The following is a 21,030-nucleotide window of genomic DNA, read 5'->3' as shown; positions in this document are numbered from 1 at the left end:
TAACTAGCTTGTTGTCAACCTTCTTTTAGATGATTCTTCCATACTCTTGCACTTTCTTTTTAAATCCTTAATGAGCGTGCGGAAAAGCCATGCGAAGATTTCAGGTACGCATAGTCGAAAGAAGAAAAAATAAAGGGCGATTTGGTCAGGTCTTGGTATATTTGTCCCCATGATTTATGTCCATATCCCCTTCTGTAAACAGGCTTGTCATTACTGTGACTTCCATTTTAGCACTTCACTACAATACAAAAGTGAGATGATCAATGCCATCCGACGGGAAATTGAGCTCAGAGCAGCCTATTTGGAAGACAAAAAGGTCGAATCGATCTATTTTGGTGGTGGCACGCCATCCTTATTGGATGCTGAAGAGATCGCACGGATCATCGATACGATAGCAATGCATTTTGACATCGTAAATCATGCTGAAATTACGCTGGAAGCAAACCCCGACGATCTAAATGCGGCCAAAGTTAACAGTCTCAGGAATACAGCAATCAATCGATTCAGCATAGGCATACAGTCTTTCTTTGAAGAGGATCTTAAATGGATGAACAGAGCACATAATCAGCAGGAAGCACTGGCTTCTATCATGCGGGTGCAAGATGCGGGCTTTGAAAATATTACCTGTGATCTTATTTATGGCTACCCGCTGTTGACTGATGAGAAATGGCGCCACAATATGCAACAACTGATTGACTTTGAAATTCCCCATATTTCTTCGTATTCCATGACCGTAGAAAATAAGACAGCATTGGATCACTTCATTAAAAAAGGCTTAAGTCCAGCAATAGATTCAGATCAGGCAGCGGATCAGATGAGTCTTCTTATCCATACATTGAAAGCCGCGGGATATGAACAATATGAAATTTCCAATTTTGCAAAAAATGGCCGTTATGCGCGTCACAACACAAATTATTGGAAAGGTAAACATTATCTTGGTATAGGTCCTTCGGCACATTCGTTCAATGGAACTTCCAGAGCTTGGAATGTTTCCAACAACGCAAAATATATGACCTCAATCAATTCAAACCAACTTCCCCTGGAAATTGAGGAGCTTTCTACGCTGGACCAGATCAACGAAAGTATCATGACTTCGCTGAGAACCATGTGGGGACTGGATTTGATTGCGCTGGAAAGTAAATTCGGGCAATCTGTCAAAAATCGTGTATTGAAAGATGCAGAACCATTTCTAGCAGAGAAAAATCTCGTTTTGGAAGAAAACAAATTACGCTTGACGGATCCCGGTAAATTAATGGCCGATCATATCATGTCTGAATTATTCATAATAGAGGATTAACAAATAAATCACTAATATTTTATTAAAATAACAATATTACAAGTATTTAAATTTAAAAAATTACGAAAATAAAAATATAAATCTATTTTCTAGGCAGTTTGTACTATGTTTGCATCATAATCTATTATAAAATTATGATGTCACACAAGCCATCTTTTGATTTAGAGATCAAAAGTTACAGAGAGCAACAAAACGCTGCCGTAAGCTTAATTCAAATTGTCAGTAACCTGTGGTATAACCACGCTATTGAACTTGTATTTTTTCGAAATCAACTCATTGATGTAAAATCGAGTTCAATTCTCAACCTGATCAAGGAAAGCGTCCTCCTTACCGACGAGCCATTCAATATTTTTGACACCCTTCACACAGCACAGGTATTGGAAAAACTCACGCTATCTCCTGCACGTATTGATATCGGAAAACTTACCTTAAAAATCAAAAAACAGACTATTGACAACAACAATCTGCCTAGTTTTATTACAAATGAATTAAAAGATATCAATCAACAAGCGGAATTAAAACCACGCGATGTTGTGCTTTATGGATTTGGTCGTATCGGCCGTTTACTCGCCCGAGAGCTTATGCATAAAGCCGGTGCTGGACAGCAGCTTCGCCTTCGTGCCATTGTAACGCGAGACGCCAATGATAGCAAGTCCATATTGAAAAGAGCGACACTATTAAAAACAGATTCCATACATGGTGCGTTCGAAGGCGACGTACAGGTCGACATTCCAAATCAGGCACTTATTATCAATGGCATCACTGTCCACCTTATCTCTGCCAAACAGCCAGAGGACATCGATTATACCTATTATGGAATACAGCATGCTTTAGTCGTCGACAATACGGGTGCTTTTCGAGATGAGCAAGAACTGAGTCGCCACCTGAAATCCAAAGGTACCGCCCAAGTTTTATTAACAGCACCCGGAAAAGGTATTCCAAATATCGTATACGCAGTCAACGAAAATGATATTGACGTGCAACGGCATGCGATCTTTTCCGCCGCTTCCTGTACGACCAACGCAATATCCCCTATTTTGGCGGTCCTTGAAAATAAAATAGGCATTGAAAAAGGGCATATCGAAACCATACATTCCTATACTAACGACCAGAATCTTGTCGACAATATGCACAAGAAGTCCAGACGGGGCCGTGCCGCAGCGCTCAATATGGTGATCACAGAAACTGGAGCGGGGGCTGCCGTTTCAAAAGTATTGCCTTCACTGAAGGGCAAACTGACCTCCAATGCCATTCGCGTTCCCGTGCCAAATGGATCATTGGCGATTTTAAATCTCGAAATTAAATCTAAAACTACCGTCGAAGAAATCAATGCACTTTTAAAAGAGGCATCACTACAGGGTGACCTTGTCGAACAGATTAAATTTTCTAAAGACAATGAACTCGTTTCTTCAGATATCATCGGCTCCACTGCCGCTGCGATCGTGGATGCTCCAGCGACGATAGTCTCGGCAGATGGCAGGAATGTCATTCTATATGTCTGGTACGACAATGAATACGGATATTCCCATCAGGTAATGCGTTTATCTCGTCATATTACCGGCGTAAGAAGATATACATATTATTAGCATCACCCCTAAAAATATAAGCGGCAGTTCGTTGTGCAATTACCGCTTATATTTTTACAGGATTGCTTTTGAGGTATTTCATAATGATCGGTGTTGCTCCTGCTTTCTGCAGAACATATTCACGGGCCAGTTTTCCGGCCTTTTGACGGACAGTCTGATCTTGCAAAACAGCAAAGACTTTCTTTAATTCTTTAGCACTGGCAATGGCGAAACCTGATCCATTTTGCACAAGATCTTTCGCCTCCTGAAACTTCTTGAAATTTGGTCCAAATAGAACCGGTATGCCATAAGTTGCGGCTTCGAGTGTGTTATGTATCCCCACGCCAAAACCACCACCAATATAGGCCAGTTGGCCATACCCATACAAAGACGAAAGCATACCAATGTTATCGATAACCAGTACCTTTGAATCGACTATTATTGCGGCATCGTAGGTAGCCATGTCCGAAAAGCGGAGTGCCTTCGGCCAAAGGTTAAAAATGCTCGCTAAATGTGATTCATTGATTTCATGCGGAGCCAAGATCAGCTTATAGTCTGAATTATCCAGCAGCAATTCCTGTAGAGCCTGCTCATCCTCGGGCCAGGTACTTCCTGCAACCAAGGCCGGATTTTCACCAATAAATTGGCTGATCTCGGGAATCATTTTTCTGCTTTTAGGAATGTCTACTACACGATCAAAACGTGTATCTCCGGCTAACCCGGCATTCCGTATCCCAAATTCTTTCAAAAGACGTACACTTTCTTCATTTTGCACAAAGAAGTAAGTCACATAACTTAAAATTTTCAGAAAAAAAGTACCATAGGCCTGAAAGAAAATCTGATCGGGTCTAAATATTGCTGAGATCAAAAACAAGGGAATGCCCCGTCTATGCAGGCCCTCAAAAAAATAATACCAATATTCATATTTCGTAAACACAGCGAAACTTGGATTAATCAAGTCGAGAAAAAGCCGTGCGTGCTGAGCAGTATCGTAGGGGAGATAAAAAACATAATCGGCCAAAGCAGTGTTTTTTCTGATTTCATAGCCAGAGGGAGAGTAAAATGTTACAATTATTTTATGATCCAAATAATTATTTTTCACCGCTTCCAGGACAGGTCTTCCTTGCTCAAATTCCCCCAATGAAGCAAAGTGAAACCAAATATGTTTTTGGGAAGAATCAACCGTTTGTTTCATCCTCGAATACCAGTCTTTTCGTCCCTCTACCATGAGCTTGGCTTTGGCATGAAAAGGAGCCAAAATACGCAGTAAGAGTCCATAAAGAAAGATTCCAATTGAATAAAGCAAACGCATGTTTTTAAAATAATGTTTATCTTAGTCAAAGATATTAAACCCATTTCATTAAACGGAACCATTGAGTGGAAAATAAACATCGCAAACGGATTTTGATAACAGGAGCAGCTGGCTTCCTCGGTTCTCACCTTTGCGATCGCTTTATTGCGGAAGATTACGATGTAATTGGAATGGACAACCTAATTACCGGAGATCTACAGAATATAGCACATCTATTTAAGTTGGAAAATTTTGACTTCTATCATCACGATGTCTCAAAATTTGTCCACGTCCCCGGGCACTTGGATTATATCCTGCATTTCGCTTCGCCAGCCAGTCCCGTTGATTACCTTAAAATTCCGATACAAACATTGAAGGTAGGATCTTTGGGCACACATAATCTCTTGGGCTTAGCGCGTGCTAAACAAGCACGTATTTTGGTAGCCTCCACCTCTGAGGTTTATGGCGACCCACTGGTTTCACCACAATCCGAGGACTACTGGGGCAATGTAAATCCCGTGGGACCTCGCGGTGTATACGATGAAGCGAAGCGCTTCCAAGAGGCAATAACGATGGCCTATCACAATGCACATGGTCTGGAGACCCGTATTGTCAGGATATTTAACACCTTTGGTTCCAGAATGCGTCTCAATGACGGCCGAGCTATTCCCACCTTTATCGCACAAGCGATACGTGGCGAAGACATCACGATTTTTGGGGATGGTTCACAAACACGATCATTCTGTTATATTGACGACCAGGTCGAAGGCATCTTTCGCTTGTTGCATTCGGCATGTGCAACACCTATAAATATTGGTAATCCAGACGAAATCAGCTTGCTACAATTGGCCCATGAAATTGTCGAATTGACAGACAGCTCGAGTAAAATCGTCTACGAACCATTACCGGTTGATGATCCCAAACAACGGAAACCCGATATTGGCTTGGCCAAATCAAAATTAGCCTGGGAACCTCAAATAGACCGAAAAACAGGATTGAAAAAAACCATAGAATTTTACAAAAAGATCCCTTTGGATACCTTATCACATAAAGACTTTACTTACTATAATCAACAATAATGAACAAAAAAATACTAGTCACAGGAGGAACAGGTTATATCGGTTCGCATACAGTGGTCGAACTACATCAAGCAGGATATATACCTGTCATCGTGGATGATCTGTCCAATTCAAACATCAAAATTTTGGATCAGGTTGAGAAGATCATCGGCGTTAGACCTGAATTTCACCAATTTGACCTTTGTGACACAGACCGCGTGAATGAATTTGTAAAAAACAATACCGATATCTCAGGAATTATCCATTTTGCGGCCTCTAAAGCTGTAGGTGAATCTGTACAGAAGCCTTTGAAATATTACCACAACAATTTCTTCTCGTTAATTAACTTATTAGAGGCATATCAAAATAAGCCTATTAATTTTGTCTTTTCTTCAAGCTGTACCGTATATGGTGAGCCAGACTACTTACCTGTAGACGAGAGTGCTCCCGTGAAAAAGGCAACCTCTCCTTATGGAAATACAAAACAAATTGCTGAAGAAATCCTACAGGAAACTGCTGCTGCATATGACAACTACAATATTATTGCGCTCCGTTATTTCAACCCTGTAGGTGCACATGAGTCGGCATTGATCGGTGAATTACCAAACGGTGTTCCTCAGAACCTGCTTCCTTTTATCACACAAACAGCCATCGGAAAAAGAGAAAAATTAACGGTATTTGGCTCTGATTACGACACACCGGATGGATCTTGTATCCGCGACTATATCCACGTTGTTGATTTAGCAAAAGCTCACGTTGCAGCAATCAGATTATTGGAAAAAGGCAACCCGAACGGAAAATACGATGTCTTTAATGTGGGAACAGGAAATGGATATTCTGTCCTTGAAGCGATCAAGGCTTTTGAGAAAGCTTCAGGACAAAAACTAAATTACGAATTTGGTCCACGTCGTGACGGAGATATCATCAAGGTTTATGGGGACGTCACTAAATCGGCCAATCAGTTGCATTGGAAAGCAGCACTTGGTATTGATGAAATGATGGCTTCTGCCTGGGCATGGGAAAAAAATCTGAAGGAAAATCCATTAGATTAAACAGTAGCCTCTGCCGCTACAGCAGAGCATTATACTCAGCTTAACTTTATATGACCGTCTTAAAAACTGAGACGGTCATCTTTTTGGCTCCCAAAGGGTCTCTCTGCCAACTGAAGGTCGACATTAAACAAACTCTTTGTCGGAAATATATTCCATGAGCACTCCGGCCTGATCTCCAAGCTTCTTTTTCAAGCGCTGCATAGATTTTTTTATCGCGTCTGGAGTAACCCCCAATACATTAGCTACTTCCTTATTATTTAGCCCCAGTTTCATAAGCACAATTACCCTCAGATTGGATTCCGTTATATCGGGAAATCTAGATTGTATATCCTGGAGTAAATTGGGAAATTCTTTTACAATCAATAATTTAAATTCCTGCCATTTCTCTTCAGTGATGAGATGTGACTGCAACAATATTTTTAGCTCCTCGCGATCTTTTTCAACAACATTCCCTTTTTCTTCAAGCATCGCAGAAAGTACATTTATCTGTTCATTATTGCGCTTAAGATAAGCGACGTACTCTTCCACTTGGCTTTTAGAGCTCACCAGTTCCCTGTCTAATTCCGCTTTTGTATACTTTAAATTAAGAAGCTGATATTCATAGTCACGTATCCGTTTTCTAGCACGGGATCGAACAGCATTATAAATAAAAAAGAATAAGACCAATACCAATAAACTTAATATTAGCCATAATCGTCTCTCAGCTTGCTTTTTCTTAATAACAGCTTGTGCCAGCGATAATTTATCGGCATACTTTTGCTTGTCGGCCATAAACTTCAATTGGGACAATACTGGATCACCATCTAAAAAGCGTAGTGAGTCTTGGAGACGTTCTATCCTTCTTCGTGCATTCAGCTCACGACCTATATCGTTACTTTGCATAGCCAAATTCAACTTGTGAATCTCAAGTTCAAGTATTGTCTTCTTATCATCCGAGCCCAACAAAAGGGACTCAGCTTCCGCAATCATATGACGAACATCCTTCGTTTCCTTATTCGCTATATCTAATCGAATCCGCATCATTAAGGCAAAGATTGTATTTCGGTCATTCCCAAGAGATCTGGAAATCTCAAGATCTTTATCTAGAAGCAATAAAGCCTTATGGTAATCCTTCATACCTTCAAACACGGCAGCCTGATTCCCTAAAATCTTCGCGTAGCGTAATGAGTCATTTTCTGAAAGTGCTAAAGTTTGAGCCAATTCAAAAATTTTCATTGCCTGCAAGGTATCACCACCACTTTTCAGAGTCAGTACACCTAAATTGTCTAAGATTTCAGCTTTCAATTTCGGTGAAATTTGTTCTTCTCGTTGCCCTAATTCCAGATATTTAATTCCAGAAGTATAATCACCTAAAGTTCCAAAAAAATAGCCAAGCTTCTTGTAAGTTTGTGTTAGGTCTAAAACAAGTTCTTTCGGTATATCTTCGAGCCCTTTCTCTCCTTCCAAGATAAAAGGTAATGCCTCAGAGGCTTTCAGACATCGATATAAGTAAAAGCCATACATTACCTTTACCCAAACGCGTACGTTTTGATAGCTATAGCCTTCTTCAAGGTCCAGCGCTTTTAAATAGTATTTATCACTAAAGTTATTTCTTGCACCCTCGTCATTAAACGACTGATCCGCCAATAAACAATAATAGATTGCCAAAAGTGCCTTATCATTTTTTCGTACCGCTTGGCTAAAATATGGCGCAAGATACTTGCTCAACGACAGACTAGAGGATTGATACTGCGCTGATTCTTTTATAATTGTTTCGTAAAAGTTCTTCTCTTCTATCGAGGAATTGGAATCCATTAAATCCATCCCATAGACAACACGACAAGGTATGATTGTTAGGAAAAGAAAAAATAGAAGACATCGAAACATATCGGCACAGGCATTGAATTTCGCAATAAAAATAAAAAATAATTTTAATTAAATCATCATGAGAAAAAATCAACCAACTACAAACACTGTTAAGATTGAGACCGTAATCGTGCCTTACACTCTTCGATTAAAAAGAAGAATAGTGCATTAAATAATATCCTACTATTGTTCGCGAATTAAACAGAGAAGCCACTTTTTAAAAAACCTTGTGACTATTCACAAAAACCGGTAAGATTATTCTTCTGACCAAATAGTATTACTTGTCATCAAAAAAATGATAAATATGATCTGGTGTAATAGCTTTCGTTAATTGGACATCATATTCATTTTTATCTGCAATAACATCAATTGGATTAAAAAAAGATAGTCCGACACGCTGTACACCAACTTTACAGGACGAGAAAAAACGGTCATAAAACCCCTTCCCATAACCTACTCTGTATCCGAAAAGATCAAAAATTAACAATGGCACTATAATCATATCAATAACCGATGAAGCGACCTTAATGCCAGATATTGGCTCTGGAATACCCCAGCTGTTCGTCTCAAATAGTGTATGCTCATCCAATATGAAATGTTGCATCGAATAATCATCAAAATTAGATCGCGAAACAACGATCTTTATCTGTGGAAAAAACTCTTGAACATAATTTATTATTAAATATGTATTGGGTTCGTGGTATTTTCCTATAGGAATGAAAATATGCAAAAATTCGACCCCTGAGAGATCAAGCTTTGTAAACCGCGAAAGTAGTTGTTCATTGAGCGCAGTTTCTTCCTCTAAAGACAATTGACATCGCTTAGTTTTATACTCAAGTCTCAATTCTTGTTTCGATTTCATTTGTAAAATAGTTATTTCCAAAATTTATTTCTCTTTCTTACCAAAAGCCTCATTAAATTCCATCACCTATGCCAAGATCAATCAAAAATAGCATTCCTTCCAATTCAATTTTTATTTAAGCTTCAAAAGCGATTAGAGTTTTTTGTTCAGAATAGAAAAACCAGGTGCTAAACTGAGTCTAGTATTACAAAAAACGGCCTTGTAGCGAGCGCTAACAAGACCGAATAATCAACCTAAACCTAAAATCTTTATATTATTTTACGCGCTCGATATAATTACCTGTTTGCGTATCAACTCTTACTTTCTCACCTTGATTAATGAACAACGGCACCATAATTTCAACACCAGTCTCTACAGTTGCTTTTTTCAATGCATTTGTCGAAGTATCTCCTTTTACAGCCGGTTCAGTATATGTAATTTCTAACTCAACACTTTTTGGAGCTTCTGCCATGATAGGCTCATCACTTTCAAAAGCAATAATTACAGTCATTCCTTCTTTCAAGAAACGTGCAGAATCACCAAATAAAAATTTCGGAATATTAAACTGCTCATATGTATTATTGTCCATTACAACGAAGAAATCGCCATCATCATATAGATACTGATAATCATTCGTTTCTACACGTGCAATCTCGACAGACTCATCAACTCTAAAACGGTATTCAACTAACTTACCAGTTTTAACATTACGCATTCTAGCTTGATAAAAAGCACGTAAATTACCTGGTGTACGGTGTATATATTCCTCTACGGATACTAATTCTCCGTTAAATCTTAAGATATTTCCTGATTTTACCTCTGATGCCTTAGCCATTCTTTGAATTGAACTTTAAACGGTTATCTCATTATTGAGTCGTCAAAAGTACAAAAACTAATTGTGTTATTAAAATTTCATTCGCTACTTTTTTATTGAAATAACCGTTTTCAAGAGTAGCTGGAGCCATCCCTATAATTTCAAAAAGCGGATACGAATAATATACTCCCATCATTTACCCAAAAACAGATATGCAGCTATAAAGATTCCAATTCGTAACGATTTGGGTTCATAAAAAAATGAAATATTAGGATGTTATTGTTAAGAATTGTGCATTAAATGCTATGAGAAATAGGAGAATTAGGCTTTAAAATCCAGAATGGATATCGTTTCATCACAGAACTCATATTCTTTCTTTTGATTTGAACAAACGACGAGTATTCTTGATTTTAATTTTGCTCGATCGATCAAATTCAAGTACCATTCTTCACCGGCACTATCCAAATTACTTGTTGGCTCATCCAACAATACCAAGCTAGATGCAGAACAACAAGCTAGTGCTAGCTTTACCCGTTGACGCATACCTGAAGAAAAAAATCTTATCTCTCTGTCAAGTGCATGCTCCAATCCCAATAAGCTGACAACTGTTTCTTTATCAAAAGAAGGAAGATAATTTTTAAATTTAAAATGGAAATCGATCAACTCATTTAAGGTAAATTCCTCGATCAGTTCAACGTAGGGGGCTGCAAGAGACAGTTGTTGATATATTTGATCCACACTTAAGACCTCTTCGCCATATGTGTAAATCAATTCACCCGCTGAGGGTGTCAAACTACTTGAAAGCACTTTTAGGAAAGTGGACTTCCCTGAACCGTTATGGCCAAGGATGGCATAACTCTTGCCGGACTCGAAGGTATAGTTTATATGCCTAAAAATCCATTCATTGTTATACCTCCTACCAATATCTTTTAATGTAATTTTCAAATTCACTAGAATCGACAATGCGATTACATCGCTCTATTATTGAATCCCTTCATGATACCCCGGCCTGAATTCCGAATAAAATCCAAAATTTCATCACGGATTTCCGTTGCCTGATATTCAGCTTCTATAATTTCTATTGCTTTAGCCAAATTTCTGTTTTGGACAAAAAGAATTCGATAAAGATTCTGAATCTCGGCAATTTGCTCTTCCGAAAAGCCTCTTCTTCTCAATCCAACAGAATTAATACCAGCATAAGAAATCGGTTCACGTGCGGCCTTAACAAAAGGAGGAATATCCTTACGCACCAATGAACCACCGGTAACAAATGCATGCGAACCAATTTTGACAAATTGGTGAACAGCAACCATTCCAGCAAGTACAACATAATCGCCGACCGTAATATGTCCAGCAAGTGTACTGTTGTTCGAAAAAACACAATTATCACCTACTTCACAATCATGTGCAACATGACTATAAGCTTGGATCAAACAATTTTTTCCAATGACCGTTTTATACCTATCCTTGGTTCCTCTATTGATTGTTACACACTCACGAATGGTTGTATTGTCTCCAATTTCAGCTGTAGTAATCTCACCATCAAATTTTAAATCTTGAGGTTCCCCAGAGATTACTGCACCGGGATATATTTTACAGTTTTTTCCAATTCGAGCTCCATCCATGATCGTCACATTTGATCCTATCCAAGTGCCTTCACCAATGACGACGTCTTTATAAATGGTTACAAATGGCTCGATGACCACATTTTTAGCAATTTTTGCCTCCGGATGAATATAAGCTAATGGCTGTATCATCTATACTACTTTAGTTGTTATTTACTCTTACGATCTGTGCCATAAGCTCCGCTTCGCACACAATTTTCTCTCCTACCATAGCCACACCTTTCATTTTTGCGATACCTCTTCGGATCGGCTCCATCAAGTCACATCTAAAAATAACAGAATCTCCTGGAGTTACCTGCGCTTTAAAACGTGCATTTTCAATTTTAAGGAATAAGGTCAACCAATTCTCTGGATCAGGGACCGTCTTCAAAACTAAAATTCCCCCTGTCTGTGCCATAGCCTCCACTTGCAAAACACCAGGAAATAATGGTGCACCAGGAAAATGTCCCATAAATAAATCTTCGTTCATGGTAACATTCTTCAACCCCACAACATGTGTTTCTGTCAACTCAAGAATTTTATCGACCATAAGCATGGGCTGACGATGAGGTAAAATCTTCATGATTTCTACCGTATCGTATAATGCCGGCATATTGGGATCGTAAACTTTAATTTTTTTTCGTGTTTTATCTTTCTTGATCTGCTCCTTTATCTTTTTTGCAAAAGCCACATTCGCTGCATGGCCTGGCCGTGCAGCCATAATATGCCCTTTCAAAGGTCTTCCGACTAGCGCTAAATCTCCAACCATGTCCAACAATTTATGTCGAGCAGGCTCATTTTGGTAACGCAATTGATTATTGTTTAATATTCCTTCCTTAGCAACTGCAACGGTTTCTTTATGAAAAAGGTGCGCTAATTTTTGCAATTCCTCAGGAGAAGTCTCCTTGTCCACAATAACGATGGCATTACTTAAATCACCACCTTTAATAAGCCCATGATCAACCAACATTTCCAATTCGTGTAAAAAACAAAACGTACGCGAAGAGGCTATTTCCGATTTAAAATCCTCAATAGATGTTATTGCTGCATGCTGGCTTCCCAACACAGGCGAATTAAAATCGATCATACAAGTCAAACGATAACCATCCATTGGCATGCCCAGTATTTCAACTTTGCGATCTGGCTCTGCATAATGGATATTATTGGAAATCTCATAATAATCCCGATCAGCATCTTGTTCTTCAAATCCCGCTTCCTCTAACAACTTCACAAAAATAGCTGAACTACCATCGAGAATTGGTATTTCAGGACCATCAATATCAATCAGCACATTATCAATTTGTAAACCAATTAACGATGCCATCAAATGTTCAATTGTACTCACACTTGCTCCATTCTGCGTTATTGTCGTCCCTCTGGAGGTATCCGTAACATTATCCGCATCAACCAAAATTTCTGGTTGCCCCTCTAAATCCACACGTCTGAACTTAAACCAGTGATTTTCCGGAGCTGGCTTAATCGTCATCGATACAATTTTTCCTGTATGAAGACCTACCCCCGAAATTTCAACCTCGTTTTTGATGGTTCTCTGTTTTACATTCATTTCTAATAACATATTTTTAAATCAAAACTTCTTTTGACAAAACATTTATCCTTGAAGCTATTTCGATGTTCGCCATAGCCTTACTAGGAATGATTATTTCATCATAAATAAAGAACAGTTTATTTTCAATGAAAAATAATTATTTCAATTTTTTTTCTACTAACTTTTCTAACTCTTGGATTCGTTTTTCCAACTCAGGAAGACGTGCAAAAATCACATTAGAACGCAATTGCGGCTGATAAGGCATCACTGGTGTACCGCCCCATTTTTTCCCTTCTTCTTTAATCGATCTATTCACTCCTGATTGGGCTTGGATTTGAGACCCCTTTGCAACAACAATATGCCCAACAACACCAACCTGTCCTCCTAAAACTACATGTTCTCCAATTTTTGAACTACCAGAAATACCTGTTTGCGCTGCGATTACTGTATTCTTTCCAATATCAACATTATGTGCAATTTGAATCAAATTATCCAACTTAACACCATCACGCACTATTGTAGCGCCCATTGTTGCCCTATCGATTACAGTATTGGCGCCAATCTCAACATTATCCTCCACTTGCACATAACCGATCTGCGGTACTTTTTTATATGTTCCGTCTTCTTGTGGAGCAAATCCAAATCCATCCGACCCAATCACAACACCGGAATGTACTACGACATTTTCCCCTATCTTACAATCATGATAAATCTTCACCCCTGGATAGAGTGTTGTATTATCTCCAATCGTAACTTTATCGCCAATATAGACCTGTGGGTAGATTTTTACGTTATTTCCAATGGAAGCCCCGCGTCCAATATATACAAATGCACCGATATAACCTCCTTGACCGATCTCCGCTTCAGCATGTATAAAATGAGGTTCCTCACGTCCACTTTTGTCAAGACGAAACTCATTATACATGTTCAAAATAGTAGAGAAAGCAGCATAGGCATTCTTAACCCGTATGATCGTCAATGTCGGTTTAGTTGCTTGGGTCAATTGTAAATCTTCATTAACAATTACAATCGAGGCGTCAGTAGTATAAATAAAATGCTCATATTTTGGATTTGACAAAAAAGAAAGATCGCCTTTTTTACCTTCCTCAATTTTGGCAAGGTTACCTACAGTAACTTCTGGATTTCCTTCAATCCGTCCTTCTAATAATGTCCCTATTTGTTGAGCAGTAAATTGCATGGTACAAATCTATGTTTTTTTATTAAAAAATAACTACTTGATGGAAGTAATTGCAACATATCCCACCTCTTTTGGATAACATAAGGCATATTTAGCTACATTTTGCGATAGCGCTTCTAAATTCCCTAGATCAGAAGCCTCTGTTATATCGACGAGCTCGCCCGATTTCAATAATATTTTAATTTGATCCCTGGAAGAATTATAGGCCCGGTTTTGAATTTCTTGCATAAATACATAATAATGAATATCCTCTTGAGCCACTCCCATCTCAGCTTGTACTTTCGCCTTTACTAAATCAACATATTCTGGCAAGAATGGCTTATCACTCATGACAGATCGATATAGATTACGTTTCATAACACGCTGGCACATTGTACTTAAAATCGAATCCTCATGACGTTCCCATGTTTTTATGGCTGACATAATATCCGTATCATCTAAACGAGTAAACCAATCCAAATGTAACGAGTCATCCAAAAAGTTAGTTTTGTTGACCTGCTGGCTTAAAAACCAATGAAAAGCCGGGGTAGAAAAGAGCTTATGGCCAGCAGCCGTCAAATATTTTGCCCGCTGCAGAATTTTAATCAATAACTGTTCAGCACCGATAACGGTCTTGTGTAAATAGACTTGCCAATACATCAACCGCCGCGCAATCAGAAATTTCTCCACAGAATAAAGCGCTTTATACTCCACTACTATTTCGTCGTCCACCACATTGAGCATTTTTATGATACGGTCAAATGAGATGACGCCTTCCGATACGCCTGTAAAAAAACTATCTCTATTGAGGTAGTCCATTCGATCAACATCCAATTGGCTCGACACCAATTGATGAAGAAATTTACGTTCGTATTTATTATTAAAGATTGTAATTGCTAGACTTAGTCTTCCACCCAAATCATTATTGATTCGATCCATTAAAAGGGAAGACAATAGCTCATGAGAAACTCCTTCAATCAAACTATGCTCCAAGGAATGTGAAAAAGGGCCGTGACCTATATCATGCAGCAATATTGCCGACAGAACAGCCTCCTCTTCATCCGCTGAAATTATAACACCTTTACTCCTCAAAGTTTCCAAAGCCATCGACATCAAATGCATCGCTCCTATGGCGTGCTGAAAACGAGTATGCAAAGCTCCGGGATAGACAAGATGCGTCATGCTCACCTGCTTAATATAGCGGAGCCTTTGGAAATAAGGGTGTTGCACTAGGTCAAAGACCAATCCTGTAGGAATAGCGACAAATCCATATACCGGATCATTAATAATTTTATTTTTGTTCAATGTGGAGACAAATTAATACGATCATCAACACTATAAATATGAAACCGAGCCCTTTAATCATGAACTCCTGGTTAACACTAGTATAAACTTAAAACAAAGATAGTTAGTTCATCGTTAATAAATGTTAAAAATAAAATCTGAAGCACGATATTTGCTTATGTTAGCATGAGATCGAAAATCCGATCCTCCCCCTCTACTACTAATAGACATATAATAACAAGATGCAAAAAACACATATTCTTTGGGCTGACGATGAAATTGACTTTCTAAAACCACACATTTTATTTTTAGAAAGCAAAGGTTACAAAGTTGACACAGTCAATAATGGAAATGATGCCGTTGAAGCCTTTAAAAATGGTTTTTTCCACCTCGTTTTCTTAGACGAAAATATGCCTGGGCTAACCGGGCTCGAAACACTTGCTATACTCAAATCGATCAACCCTACTGTCCCCGTTGTTCTGGTCACAAAAAATGAAGAAGAACATGTCATGGAAGATGCCATCGGCTCCAAAATAGATGATTATCTTATCAAGCCGGTCAACCCCAAGCAGATCTTGATGACAATAAAAAAATTAACGGAGAACAAACGTCTTGTCAATGAGAAAACATCCATGGCCTATCAACAAGACTTCCGCAATTTGGGGATGATCCTGAATGACAATCTGGATTTCAACCAATGGTCAGAAGTTTACAAAAAACTTGTCTACTGGGAATTATCCCTCGAAAAGCTTGAAGATAACAATATGCATGAAATTCTGACGATGCAAAAATCCGAAGCAAACATGCAATTCTCAAAATTTATAGAAAACAACTATATACAGTGGATTAATCGCCCCGAAAACGCGCCCATTCTTTCACACCAGCTATTTAAGAAAAAGGTATTTCCGACCATAGAAGATGATACACCTACATTTTTCTTTCTAATAGACAATTTGCGTTTCGATCAATGGAAAATTATCAATGAGGTGATCACCGACTATTTTAGACTCGAGGAGGAGATAAACTATTACAGTATTTTACCAACAGCAACACAATATGCTAGAAATGCCATCTTTAGTGGATTAACTCCACTGGAAATGGAAAAACGCTTCCCGAAATTATGGCAAAACGATGAAGATGAAGGTGGTAAGAATTTATATGAGGATAAATTTTTGGAAGATCAGATCAAGCGACTTTACCGCAAGTCCATAAAACACTCCTACACGAAAATTTTGACCCTGGAACAAGGAAAGGATGTGTTAGACAATCTCGGTAATATGATGCACAACCAACTGAATGTATTGGTGTATAACTTTGTTGATATGCTTTCTCACGCACGTACGGACAGCTCTATGATTCGTGAATTAGCAAACGACGAAGCAGCGTATCGCTCCCTCACTTTGTCATGGTTTGAACACTCACCTTTATTAGAGGCTATAAAATGGCTCTCACAAAAGAAAGTCCGTGTGATTATTACAACCGACCATGGCACGATACGTGTAAAAAAGCCAAGTAAAATCGTTGGTGACCGAAATACAAATACAAATTTGAGATATAAGCAAGGGAAAAATCTGAACTATATTGACAAAGATGTTTTTGCTATCAAAAATCCCCACGAGGCACAGTTGCCTAAACTTCATGTTAGTTCAACATACGTTTTTGCCAAAGAAGATTCGTATTTTGTTTACCCCAACAACTACAATCAATTTGTCAATTACTTTAACGGAACATTCCAACATGGAGGAATCTCTTTGGAAGAAATGATTATCCCCTTTGCGACATACTTACCGAAATAGTAATTTTGCAACATGGAAATTATTGTAAATACGACAGCGGATCTATCTCAAGCGGCTCAGACACTTTTAAATAGTTTTCCAAAGGACCGGATTTTTCTATTATATGGTTCAATGGGAGCAGGAAAGACAACTTTTGTAAAACACCTGTGCAAACAATTGAATGTACAAGATAGTACATCTAGTCCAACATTCTCCATTGTTAATGAATATGAGTCTCCCGTTGGACCCATATATCACTTTGATTTTTACCGCATTAAAGATGAACAGGAGGCTTTCGATTTTGGCTATGAGGAATATTTCTATTCAGGTGCATATTGCTTTGTTGAATGGCCAGAGAAAATCCCCAATTTACTTCCTGAAGAAGCAAAAGAGATACATATTAGCATCATAGATGCAACAACACGTAAAATTTCTATTCGTTAACTACCTTTTTTCGACTCCCTACTATGGCTCATTTATCATCTTGTCAATATATTCCATCTGATATCCATGTGCCCGGATTAGCGGCTATACACGCCGAACACCTTAGCTTTTCCTTTCATGAGAACAATATGCAGTTTGCTGTTGAAAATAGTTCTTTCGATATCGATGAAGGAAAAATAACAGCGATCATTGGTGAATCTGGCAGTGGAAAAAGCACCTTACTACGATTAATATATGGTTTATTGGAACCAACAGACGGTACTGTCCGTTATAAGGGGTGGCAGGTTCCTACACGTAAAGACAAGTTAATTCCCGGACACGATGCGATGAAATTAGTATCACAGGGCTTCGACGATTTAAATACTTATGCCAATGTATGGGATAATGTTGCATCGCAGTTGCCAAATACAGATATTAAACGCAAACAAGACAAAACCGCGGAAATATTGCAACGTCTACGGATAGATCACCTCGCTAAAAAAAGAGTAGCAGACATCAGTGGGGGAGAAAAACAACGCGTCGCCATCTGTCGTGCATTGATCAACGAGCCTGAAGTTTTACTAATGGATGAACCCTTCAATCAGGTTGATGCCTCTTTTAGGGATACCTTGCAACAGGACATAAAAGATATTGTTAAGGAAACTGGGCTGACCGTCATTTTAGTTTCACATGATCCTACGGAAGTACTTGCTTTGGCAGATAATCTCATTGTGATGAAATCTGGTAAAATCCTAGATCAAAACAATCCACATGTATTGTATAGCAATCCATCGCACCCTTATACTGCGCAATTACTGGCAAAAAGCAATATATTACAGGTTGAGCAAGCTCAAAATTTAGGCATAACAAGCGAAAAACCAATCGCGATACATCAAGAATGGATTTCAATCAGTCCTTCTGAGCAGTCTACTTTTTTTGTAAAAGATGTCCGATTCAGAGGTTTTTATTATGAAGTCGTCGTCAGCAATAATGAGATTAACTTACATGCGATTATAACATCGCAAATAATTCCACAAAAACAACAGGCTGTCGATCTAACCATATCTCACTGGATCGCTTTTGACCATTAATTGTATGCCCTAGTCTTGTGTCTCTAGCCAAGATAAAAATGCGTCAAACCATAATTTATCCGAGGTTTTGTTAATTAATCCGAAACCGTGCCCCCCTTGCTCAAAGGTATAAAGCTTGTTGGGCACTTTTGACTTGTCCAAAGCTGCCATCATTCTATAGCTATTTTCTATTGGCACAGCCATATCGTCTTTGGCATGGACAAAGAAAACCGGACAAACCTCAGAAGACACCTGCAAATTGGAAGAAAACAGCTTTATTTGGTCTTGTGAGGGGGTTTCTCCAATGAGATTTATACGCGAACCTTTATGTGTTATATCATTTTCCATAGAGATTACTGGATAAATTAATCCTGCAAAATCAGGTCTTAGAGATACATGGGAAGGATTCGCTATATAGTCTTTCTTAAACTTCGTAATTAAAGTGGAAGCCAGGTGCCCGCCAGCGGAAAATCCTATTACCCCAACTTTTCGAAGTCCGGGATGCAAGGTTCGGATCAACTGCATTGCCCGCTGGGCATCCTGAAGAGGTCCTATTGATTTGTCACGCATGATATTTGGTGAAGGCAATCGGTATTGTAAAACAAATGCCGAATAGCCATTTTTTATCAGCTCTTTTGCAACGGCATGCCCCTCATGATCCATTGCTATATGAGAATACCCTCCTCCTGGAATAACCAGTACCGCGATATTTTTATCTATACTTTTATCTGCTGTATATGCAAATAACTTTGGTACATTCTTTTCTAAATTTACCTGCTCTTTATCAGTCGAATTTGGAATAGAATCTGCATAAAGGTTGATTGCTTCCTGCGCTTTAACAAGCGAAATCAACGAACATAAAATCATAAAAATTCTTTTCATTAAAAATGATATTTTAAAAGAGAGCTCCAGACTACATATACTAAAAAAAACGAATCAAACATGAACTGGATACCCCTGGTTTATAAGGAAGAAACAACTAAAAGATCTAAATCTTTCGCCGTCATATTAAATCTTGAGGCCATGTCAATATTTGTAAGGTTTCCTTGGTACAAATAAATAGAACTCCGAATACCGGGATTCTTCCAGATTGCATTTTTCAGTCCCCCGAGTTCTGCGAAATCAAGCAAAATAGACGTAAAAATATTGCTCATTGCATAAGTGGCTGTTCGTGCTACCCGAGACGCTATATTGGGAACACAATAGTGAATAACATCAAATTTCCGAAAGATAGGTTTATCATGTGAAGTCACTTCTGAGCTTTCAAAATTCCCCCCTTGATCGATACTCACATCTATCACTACAGAATTAGGTTTCATTTTAGAAACTGTTTCCTCCGAAATTATACAAGCAGAACGTCCATTACGAGCTCGTAAAGCGCCAATAACTACATCCGAACTGATCACAGCCTTGTTTAAAATAATAGGTTGTATAACGGAAGTGAAAACACGGCTGCCAAGATTGTTTTGCAGGCGTCTAAGTTTATAAATCGAATTATCAAAAACCTTTACCTGTGCACCTAGCGCCAAAGCCGTTCGGGCAGCTTGTTCACCAACGGTCCCCGCGCCTATAATAACGACTTCTGTGGAAGCTACGCCGGTCACACCACCGAGCATCAGTCCCTTCCCTCCAAATGCATTGCTCAGATACTCTCCAGCGATTAAGGTTGCCGTTGCCCCCACGATTTCGCTCATCGCACGAACCACTGCCAGGCAACCGCCCTCATCTCTTAAATATTCGTAAGAAATTGCAGTGATTTTTTTATGCATTAACGCCTTTAGTACATCCAGGTTCATGAGTGAAGGTTGCTGAGAAGATAACAAAAGCTGTCTTTCTTTCATCAACTTAACTTCACTAAGCATAGGGCTACCAACTTTAATGATCAGATCTGCTTGGTACACCTCTTCCCGAGATGAAACGATACGAGCGCCCTGTTCACTATAATGATGATCCAAAAAATTGGCCCCAGCACCTGCTCCCGTCTCAATGATTACTTCATGTCCATTTTCTACCAATAATGCAACCGCTAATGGCGTCAAGCATATCCGCTTTTCCTGAAGCGAGATTTCTTTTGGAATGCCTATAAATAAACTCTTTGCATTCTTTTTCTTCTCAAACAGCATCTCTTTTGGAGAAATCATAGCCTGACTCGCAAGCTTTCCTAACTCATTCATCTTGTAAAATTGACAGTTAGCTAAAATTACAATAAAAAATCAATCTTATCAAACGAAGATAAATTTGGTTTGGCACGGCTTTGGAATGAAACAAATTTATATACATTTGTCTAAATTAATCAGATATAATACCATGCTCAGTAAAGTCAATATAGTGCCACGATGGATCATTTTTTTATTGGACATCTTTAGTGTTTCCATCGCTTATCTCCTC

The 21,030-nt window shown here is 38.7% G+C and carries 19 protein-coding genes and 1 pseudogene; 8 read left to right on the top strand and 12 right to left on the bottom strand.

The window, feature by feature from the left end; all coding sequences use genetic code 11:
• The first annotated feature begins 169 nt into the window (after positions 1 to 169).
• Both hemW and A9970_RS19635 read left to right on the top strand, forming a co-directional pair.
• Positions 170 to 1,297, top strand: a complete 1,128-nt coding sequence (gene hemW / locus A9970_RS19640) for a radical SAM family heme chaperone HemW (RefSeq protein WP_182983429.1) — start codon at positions 170 to 172, stop codon at positions 1,295 to 1,297.
• Between the two features lie 134 nt (positions 1,298 to 1,431).
• Positions 1,432 to 2,883 (top strand): glyceraldehyde-3-phosphate dehydrogenase, encoded by a 1,452-nt coding sequence (locus A9970_RS19635; RefSeq protein WP_259655444.1) that lies wholly within the window; start codon positions 1,432 to 1,434, stop codon positions 2,881 to 2,883.
• Between the two features lie 46 nt (positions 2,884 to 2,929).
• Here the strand turns inward: A9970_RS19635 and A9970_RS19630 are convergent, their stop codons facing one another.
• Positions 2,930 to 4,174, bottom strand: coding sequence for a 3-deoxy-D-manno-octulosonic acid transferase (locus A9970_RS19630; protein ID WP_182983428.1), 1,245 nt, complete (start codon positions 4,172 to 4,174; stop codon positions 2,930 to 2,932).
• Positions 4,175 to 4,239: 65 nt separating this feature from the next.
• Here A9970_RS19630 and A9970_RS19625 point away from each other — a divergent pair, with 65 nt between their 5' ends.
• Together A9970_RS19625 and galE are read left to right on the top strand one after the other, a co-directional pair.
• A complete protein-coding gene (locus A9970_RS19625; RefSeq protein ID WP_120333049.1) occupies positions 4,240 to 5,232 on the top strand; it encodes a UDP-glucuronic acid decarboxylase family protein in 993 nt (330 codons plus the stop codon).
• A complete protein-coding gene (galE, locus tag A9970_RS19620; protein WP_182983427.1) occupies positions 5,232 to 6,263 on the top strand; it encodes a UDP-glucose 4-epimerase GalE in 1,032 nt (343 codons plus the stop codon). Before A9970_RS19625 ends, galE begins: the two co-directional genes overlap by 1 nt.
• Before the next feature lie 123 nt (positions 6,264 to 6,386).
• Here the strand turns inward: galE and A9970_RS19615 are convergent, their stop codons facing one another.
• From A9970_RS19615 to A9970_RS19580, 8 genes are all read right to left on the bottom strand, one after another.
• Positions 6,387 to 8,057: a hypothetical protein gene (locus A9970_RS19615; protein WP_153844863.1), complete on the bottom strand. Its 1,671-nt coding sequence runs from the start codon at positions 8,055 to 8,057 to the stop codon at positions 6,387 to 6,389.
• A gap of 328 nt (positions 8,058 to 8,385) precedes the next feature.
• Positions 8,386 to 8,970: a 5-formyltetrahydrofolate cyclo-ligase gene (locus A9970_RS19610; RefSeq protein WP_182983426.1), complete on the bottom strand. Its 585-nt coding sequence runs from the start codon at positions 8,968 to 8,970 to the stop codon at positions 8,386 to 8,388.
• Between the two features lie 253 nt (positions 8,971 to 9,223).
• Positions 9,224 to 9,784: an elongation factor P gene (gene efp / locus A9970_RS19605; RefSeq protein WP_153844861.1), complete on the bottom strand. Its 561-nt coding sequence runs from the start codon at positions 9,782 to 9,784 to the stop codon at positions 9,224 to 9,226.
• Between the two features lie 300 nt (positions 9,785 to 10,084).
• Positions 10,085 to 10,714: an ATP-binding cassette domain-containing protein gene (locus A9970_RS19600; protein ID WP_310889295.1), complete on the bottom strand. Its 630-nt coding sequence runs from the start codon at positions 10,712 to 10,714 to the stop codon at positions 10,085 to 10,087.
• 17 nt (positions 10,715 to 10,731) lie between these two features.
• The gene (gene lpxA / locus A9970_RS19595) at positions 10,732 to 11,520 is read right to left on the bottom strand and encodes an acyl-ACP--UDP-N-acetylglucosamine O-acyltransferase (RefSeq protein ID WP_075990789.1); all 789 of its coding nucleotides are present in this window, start codon (positions 11,518 to 11,520) and stop codon (positions 10,732 to 10,734) included.
• A gap of 10 nt (positions 11,521 to 11,530) precedes the next feature.
• On the bottom strand, positions 11,531 to 12,931 hold the full coding sequence (locus tag A9970_RS19590; RefSeq protein WP_172840641.1) for a bifunctional UDP-3-O-[3-hydroxymyristoyl] N-acetylglucosamine deacetylase/3-hydroxyacyl-ACP dehydratase: 1,401 nt from the start codon (positions 12,929 to 12,931) through the stop codon (positions 11,531 to 11,533).
• Positions 12,932 to 13,070: 139 nt separating this feature from the next.
• Positions 13,071 to 14,111: a UDP-3-O-(3-hydroxymyristoyl)glucosamine N-acyltransferase gene (gene lpxD / locus A9970_RS19585; RefSeq protein WP_182330352.1), complete on the bottom strand. Its 1,041-nt coding sequence runs from the start codon at positions 14,109 to 14,111 to the stop codon at positions 13,071 to 13,073.
• Between the two features lie 33 nt (positions 14,112 to 14,144).
• Positions 14,145 to 15,395 carry an HD domain-containing protein gene (locus A9970_RS19580; RefSeq protein ID WP_182983425.1) on the bottom strand — a complete coding sequence of 417 codons (1,251 nt, stop codon included), beginning with the start codon at positions 15,393 to 15,395 and terminating at the stop codon, positions 14,145 to 14,147.
• Positions 15,396 to 15,616: 221 nt separating this feature from the next.
• On the opposite strand from A9970_RS19580, the pseudogene A9970_RS29090 reads away from it, so the two are divergent.
• Positions 15,617 to 15,949 (top strand): annotated as a pseudogene (locus tag A9970_RS29090) (response regulator); the annotation flags it as partial.
• Positions 15,950 to 16,206: 257 nt separating this feature from the next.
• Here the strand turns inward: A9970_RS29090 and A9970_RS29085 are convergent.
• A complete protein-coding gene (locus tag A9970_RS29085) occupies positions 16,207 to 16,326 on the bottom strand; it encodes a YSIRK-type signal peptide-containing protein (RefSeq protein ID WP_227550103.1) in 120 nt (39 codons plus the stop codon).
• Here A9970_RS29085 and A9970_RS29080 point away from each other — a divergent pair.
• Genes A9970_RS29080 through A9970_RS19565 form a run of 3 tightly spaced genes read left to right on the top strand, consistent with a single transcriptional unit; the run spans position 16,286 to position 18,663 of the window.
• Positions 16,286 to 17,170 (top strand): PglZ domain-containing protein, encoded by an 885-nt coding sequence (locus A9970_RS29080; protein WP_227550102.1) that lies wholly within the window; start codon positions 16,286 to 16,288, stop codon positions 17,168 to 17,170. The genes A9970_RS29085 and A9970_RS29080 overlap by 41 nt on opposite strands.
• 12 nt (positions 17,171 to 17,182) lie before the next feature.
• Positions 17,183 to 17,593: a tRNA (adenosine(37)-N6)-threonylcarbamoyltransferase complex ATPase subunit type 1 TsaE gene (tsaE, locus tag A9970_RS19570; RefSeq protein ID WP_153844856.1), complete on the top strand. Its 411-nt coding sequence runs from the start codon at positions 17,183 to 17,185 to the stop codon at positions 17,591 to 17,593.
• Between the two features lie 23 nt (positions 17,594 to 17,616).
• Positions 17,617 to 18,663 (top strand): ABC transporter ATP-binding protein, encoded by a 1,047-nt coding sequence (locus tag A9970_RS19565; protein WP_182983424.1) that lies wholly within the window; start codon positions 17,617 to 17,619, stop codon positions 18,661 to 18,663.
• 9 nt (positions 18,664 to 18,672) lie between these two features.
• Here A9970_RS19565 and A9970_RS19560 read toward each other — a convergent pair whose 3' ends face one another.
• Together A9970_RS19560 and A9970_RS19555 are read right to left on the bottom strand one after the other, a co-directional pair.
• Positions 18,673 to 19,524, bottom strand: coding sequence for an alpha/beta hydrolase (locus A9970_RS19560; RefSeq protein ID WP_182983423.1), 852 nt, complete (start codon positions 19,522 to 19,524; stop codon positions 18,673 to 18,675).
• An 80-nt stretch (positions 19,525 to 19,604) separates the two neighbouring features.
• Positions 19,605 to 20,816 (bottom strand): alanine dehydrogenase, encoded by a 1,212-nt coding sequence (locus A9970_RS19555; RefSeq protein ID WP_153844853.1) that lies wholly within the window; start codon positions 20,814 to 20,816, stop codon positions 19,605 to 19,607.
• Positions 20,817 to 21,030: the final 214 nt, after the last annotated feature.

Source organism: Sphingobacterium sp. UME9, from assembly GCF_014170215.1.
In the GTDB taxonomy this organism is placed as follows: Bacteria; Bacteroidota; Bacteroidia; order Sphingobacteriales; family Sphingobacteriaceae; genus Sphingobacterium; species Sphingobacterium paramultivorum.
Note: the sequence above shows the minus strand (reverse complement) of the source record. Positions and strands in the feature narration are given on the sequence as shown.

Excerpts from the sequence above, each read along its gene's own strand:
- efp (WP_153844861.1), bottom strand. The coding sequence starts at position 9,784 with ATGGCTAAGGCATCAGAGGTAAAATCAGGAAATATCTTAAGATTTAAC.
- A9970_RS19565 (WP_182983424.1), top strand. The coding sequence starts at position 17,617 with ATGGCTCATTTATCATCTTGTCAATATATTCCATCTGATATCCATGTG.
- hemW (WP_182983429.1), top strand. The coding sequence starts at position 170 with ATGATTTATGTCCATATCCCCTTCTGTAAACAGGCTTGTCATTACTGT.
- A9970_RS19610 (WP_182983426.1), bottom strand. The coding sequence starts at position 8,970 with ATGAAATCGAAACAAGAATTGAGACTTGAGTATAAAACTAAGCGATGT.
- A9970_RS19560 (WP_182983423.1), bottom strand. The coding sequence starts at position 19,524 with ATGAAAAGAATTTTTATGATTTTATGTTCGTTGATTTCGCTTGTTAAA.
- A9970_RS19555 (WP_153844853.1), bottom strand. The coding sequence starts at position 20,816 with ATGAATGAGTTAGGAAAGCTTGCGAGTCAGGCTATGATTTCTCCAAAA.
- A9970_RS19590 (WP_172840641.1), bottom strand. The coding sequence starts at position 12,931 with ATGAATGTAAAACAGAGAACCATCAAAAACGAGGTTGAAATTTCGGGG.
- lpxD (WP_182330352.1), bottom strand. The coding sequence starts at position 14,111 with ATGCAATTTACTGCTCAACAAATAGGGACATTATTAGAAGGACGGATT.
- A9970_RS19615 (WP_153844863.1), bottom strand. The coding sequence starts at position 8,057 with ATGGATTCCAATTCCTCGATAGAAGAGAAGAACTTTTACGAAACAATT.
- A9970_RS19630 (WP_182983428.1), bottom strand. The coding sequence starts at position 4,174 with ATGCGTTTGCTTTATTCAATTGGAATCTTTCTTTATGGACTCTTACTG.
- A9970_RS19635 (WP_259655444.1), top strand. The coding sequence starts at position 1,432 with ATGATGTCACACAAGCCATCTTTTGATTTAGAGATCAAAAGTTACAGA.
- tsaE (WP_153844856.1), top strand. The coding sequence starts at position 17,183 with ATGGAAATTATTGTAAATACGACAGCGGATCTATCTCAAGCGGCTCAG.
- galE (WP_182983427.1), top strand. The coding sequence starts at position 5,232 with ATGAACAAAAAAATACTAGTCACAGGAGGAACAGGTTATATCGGTTCG.
- lpxA (WP_075990789.1), bottom strand. The coding sequence starts at position 11,520 with ATGATACAGCCATTAGCTTATATTCATCCGGAGGCAAAAATTGCTAAA.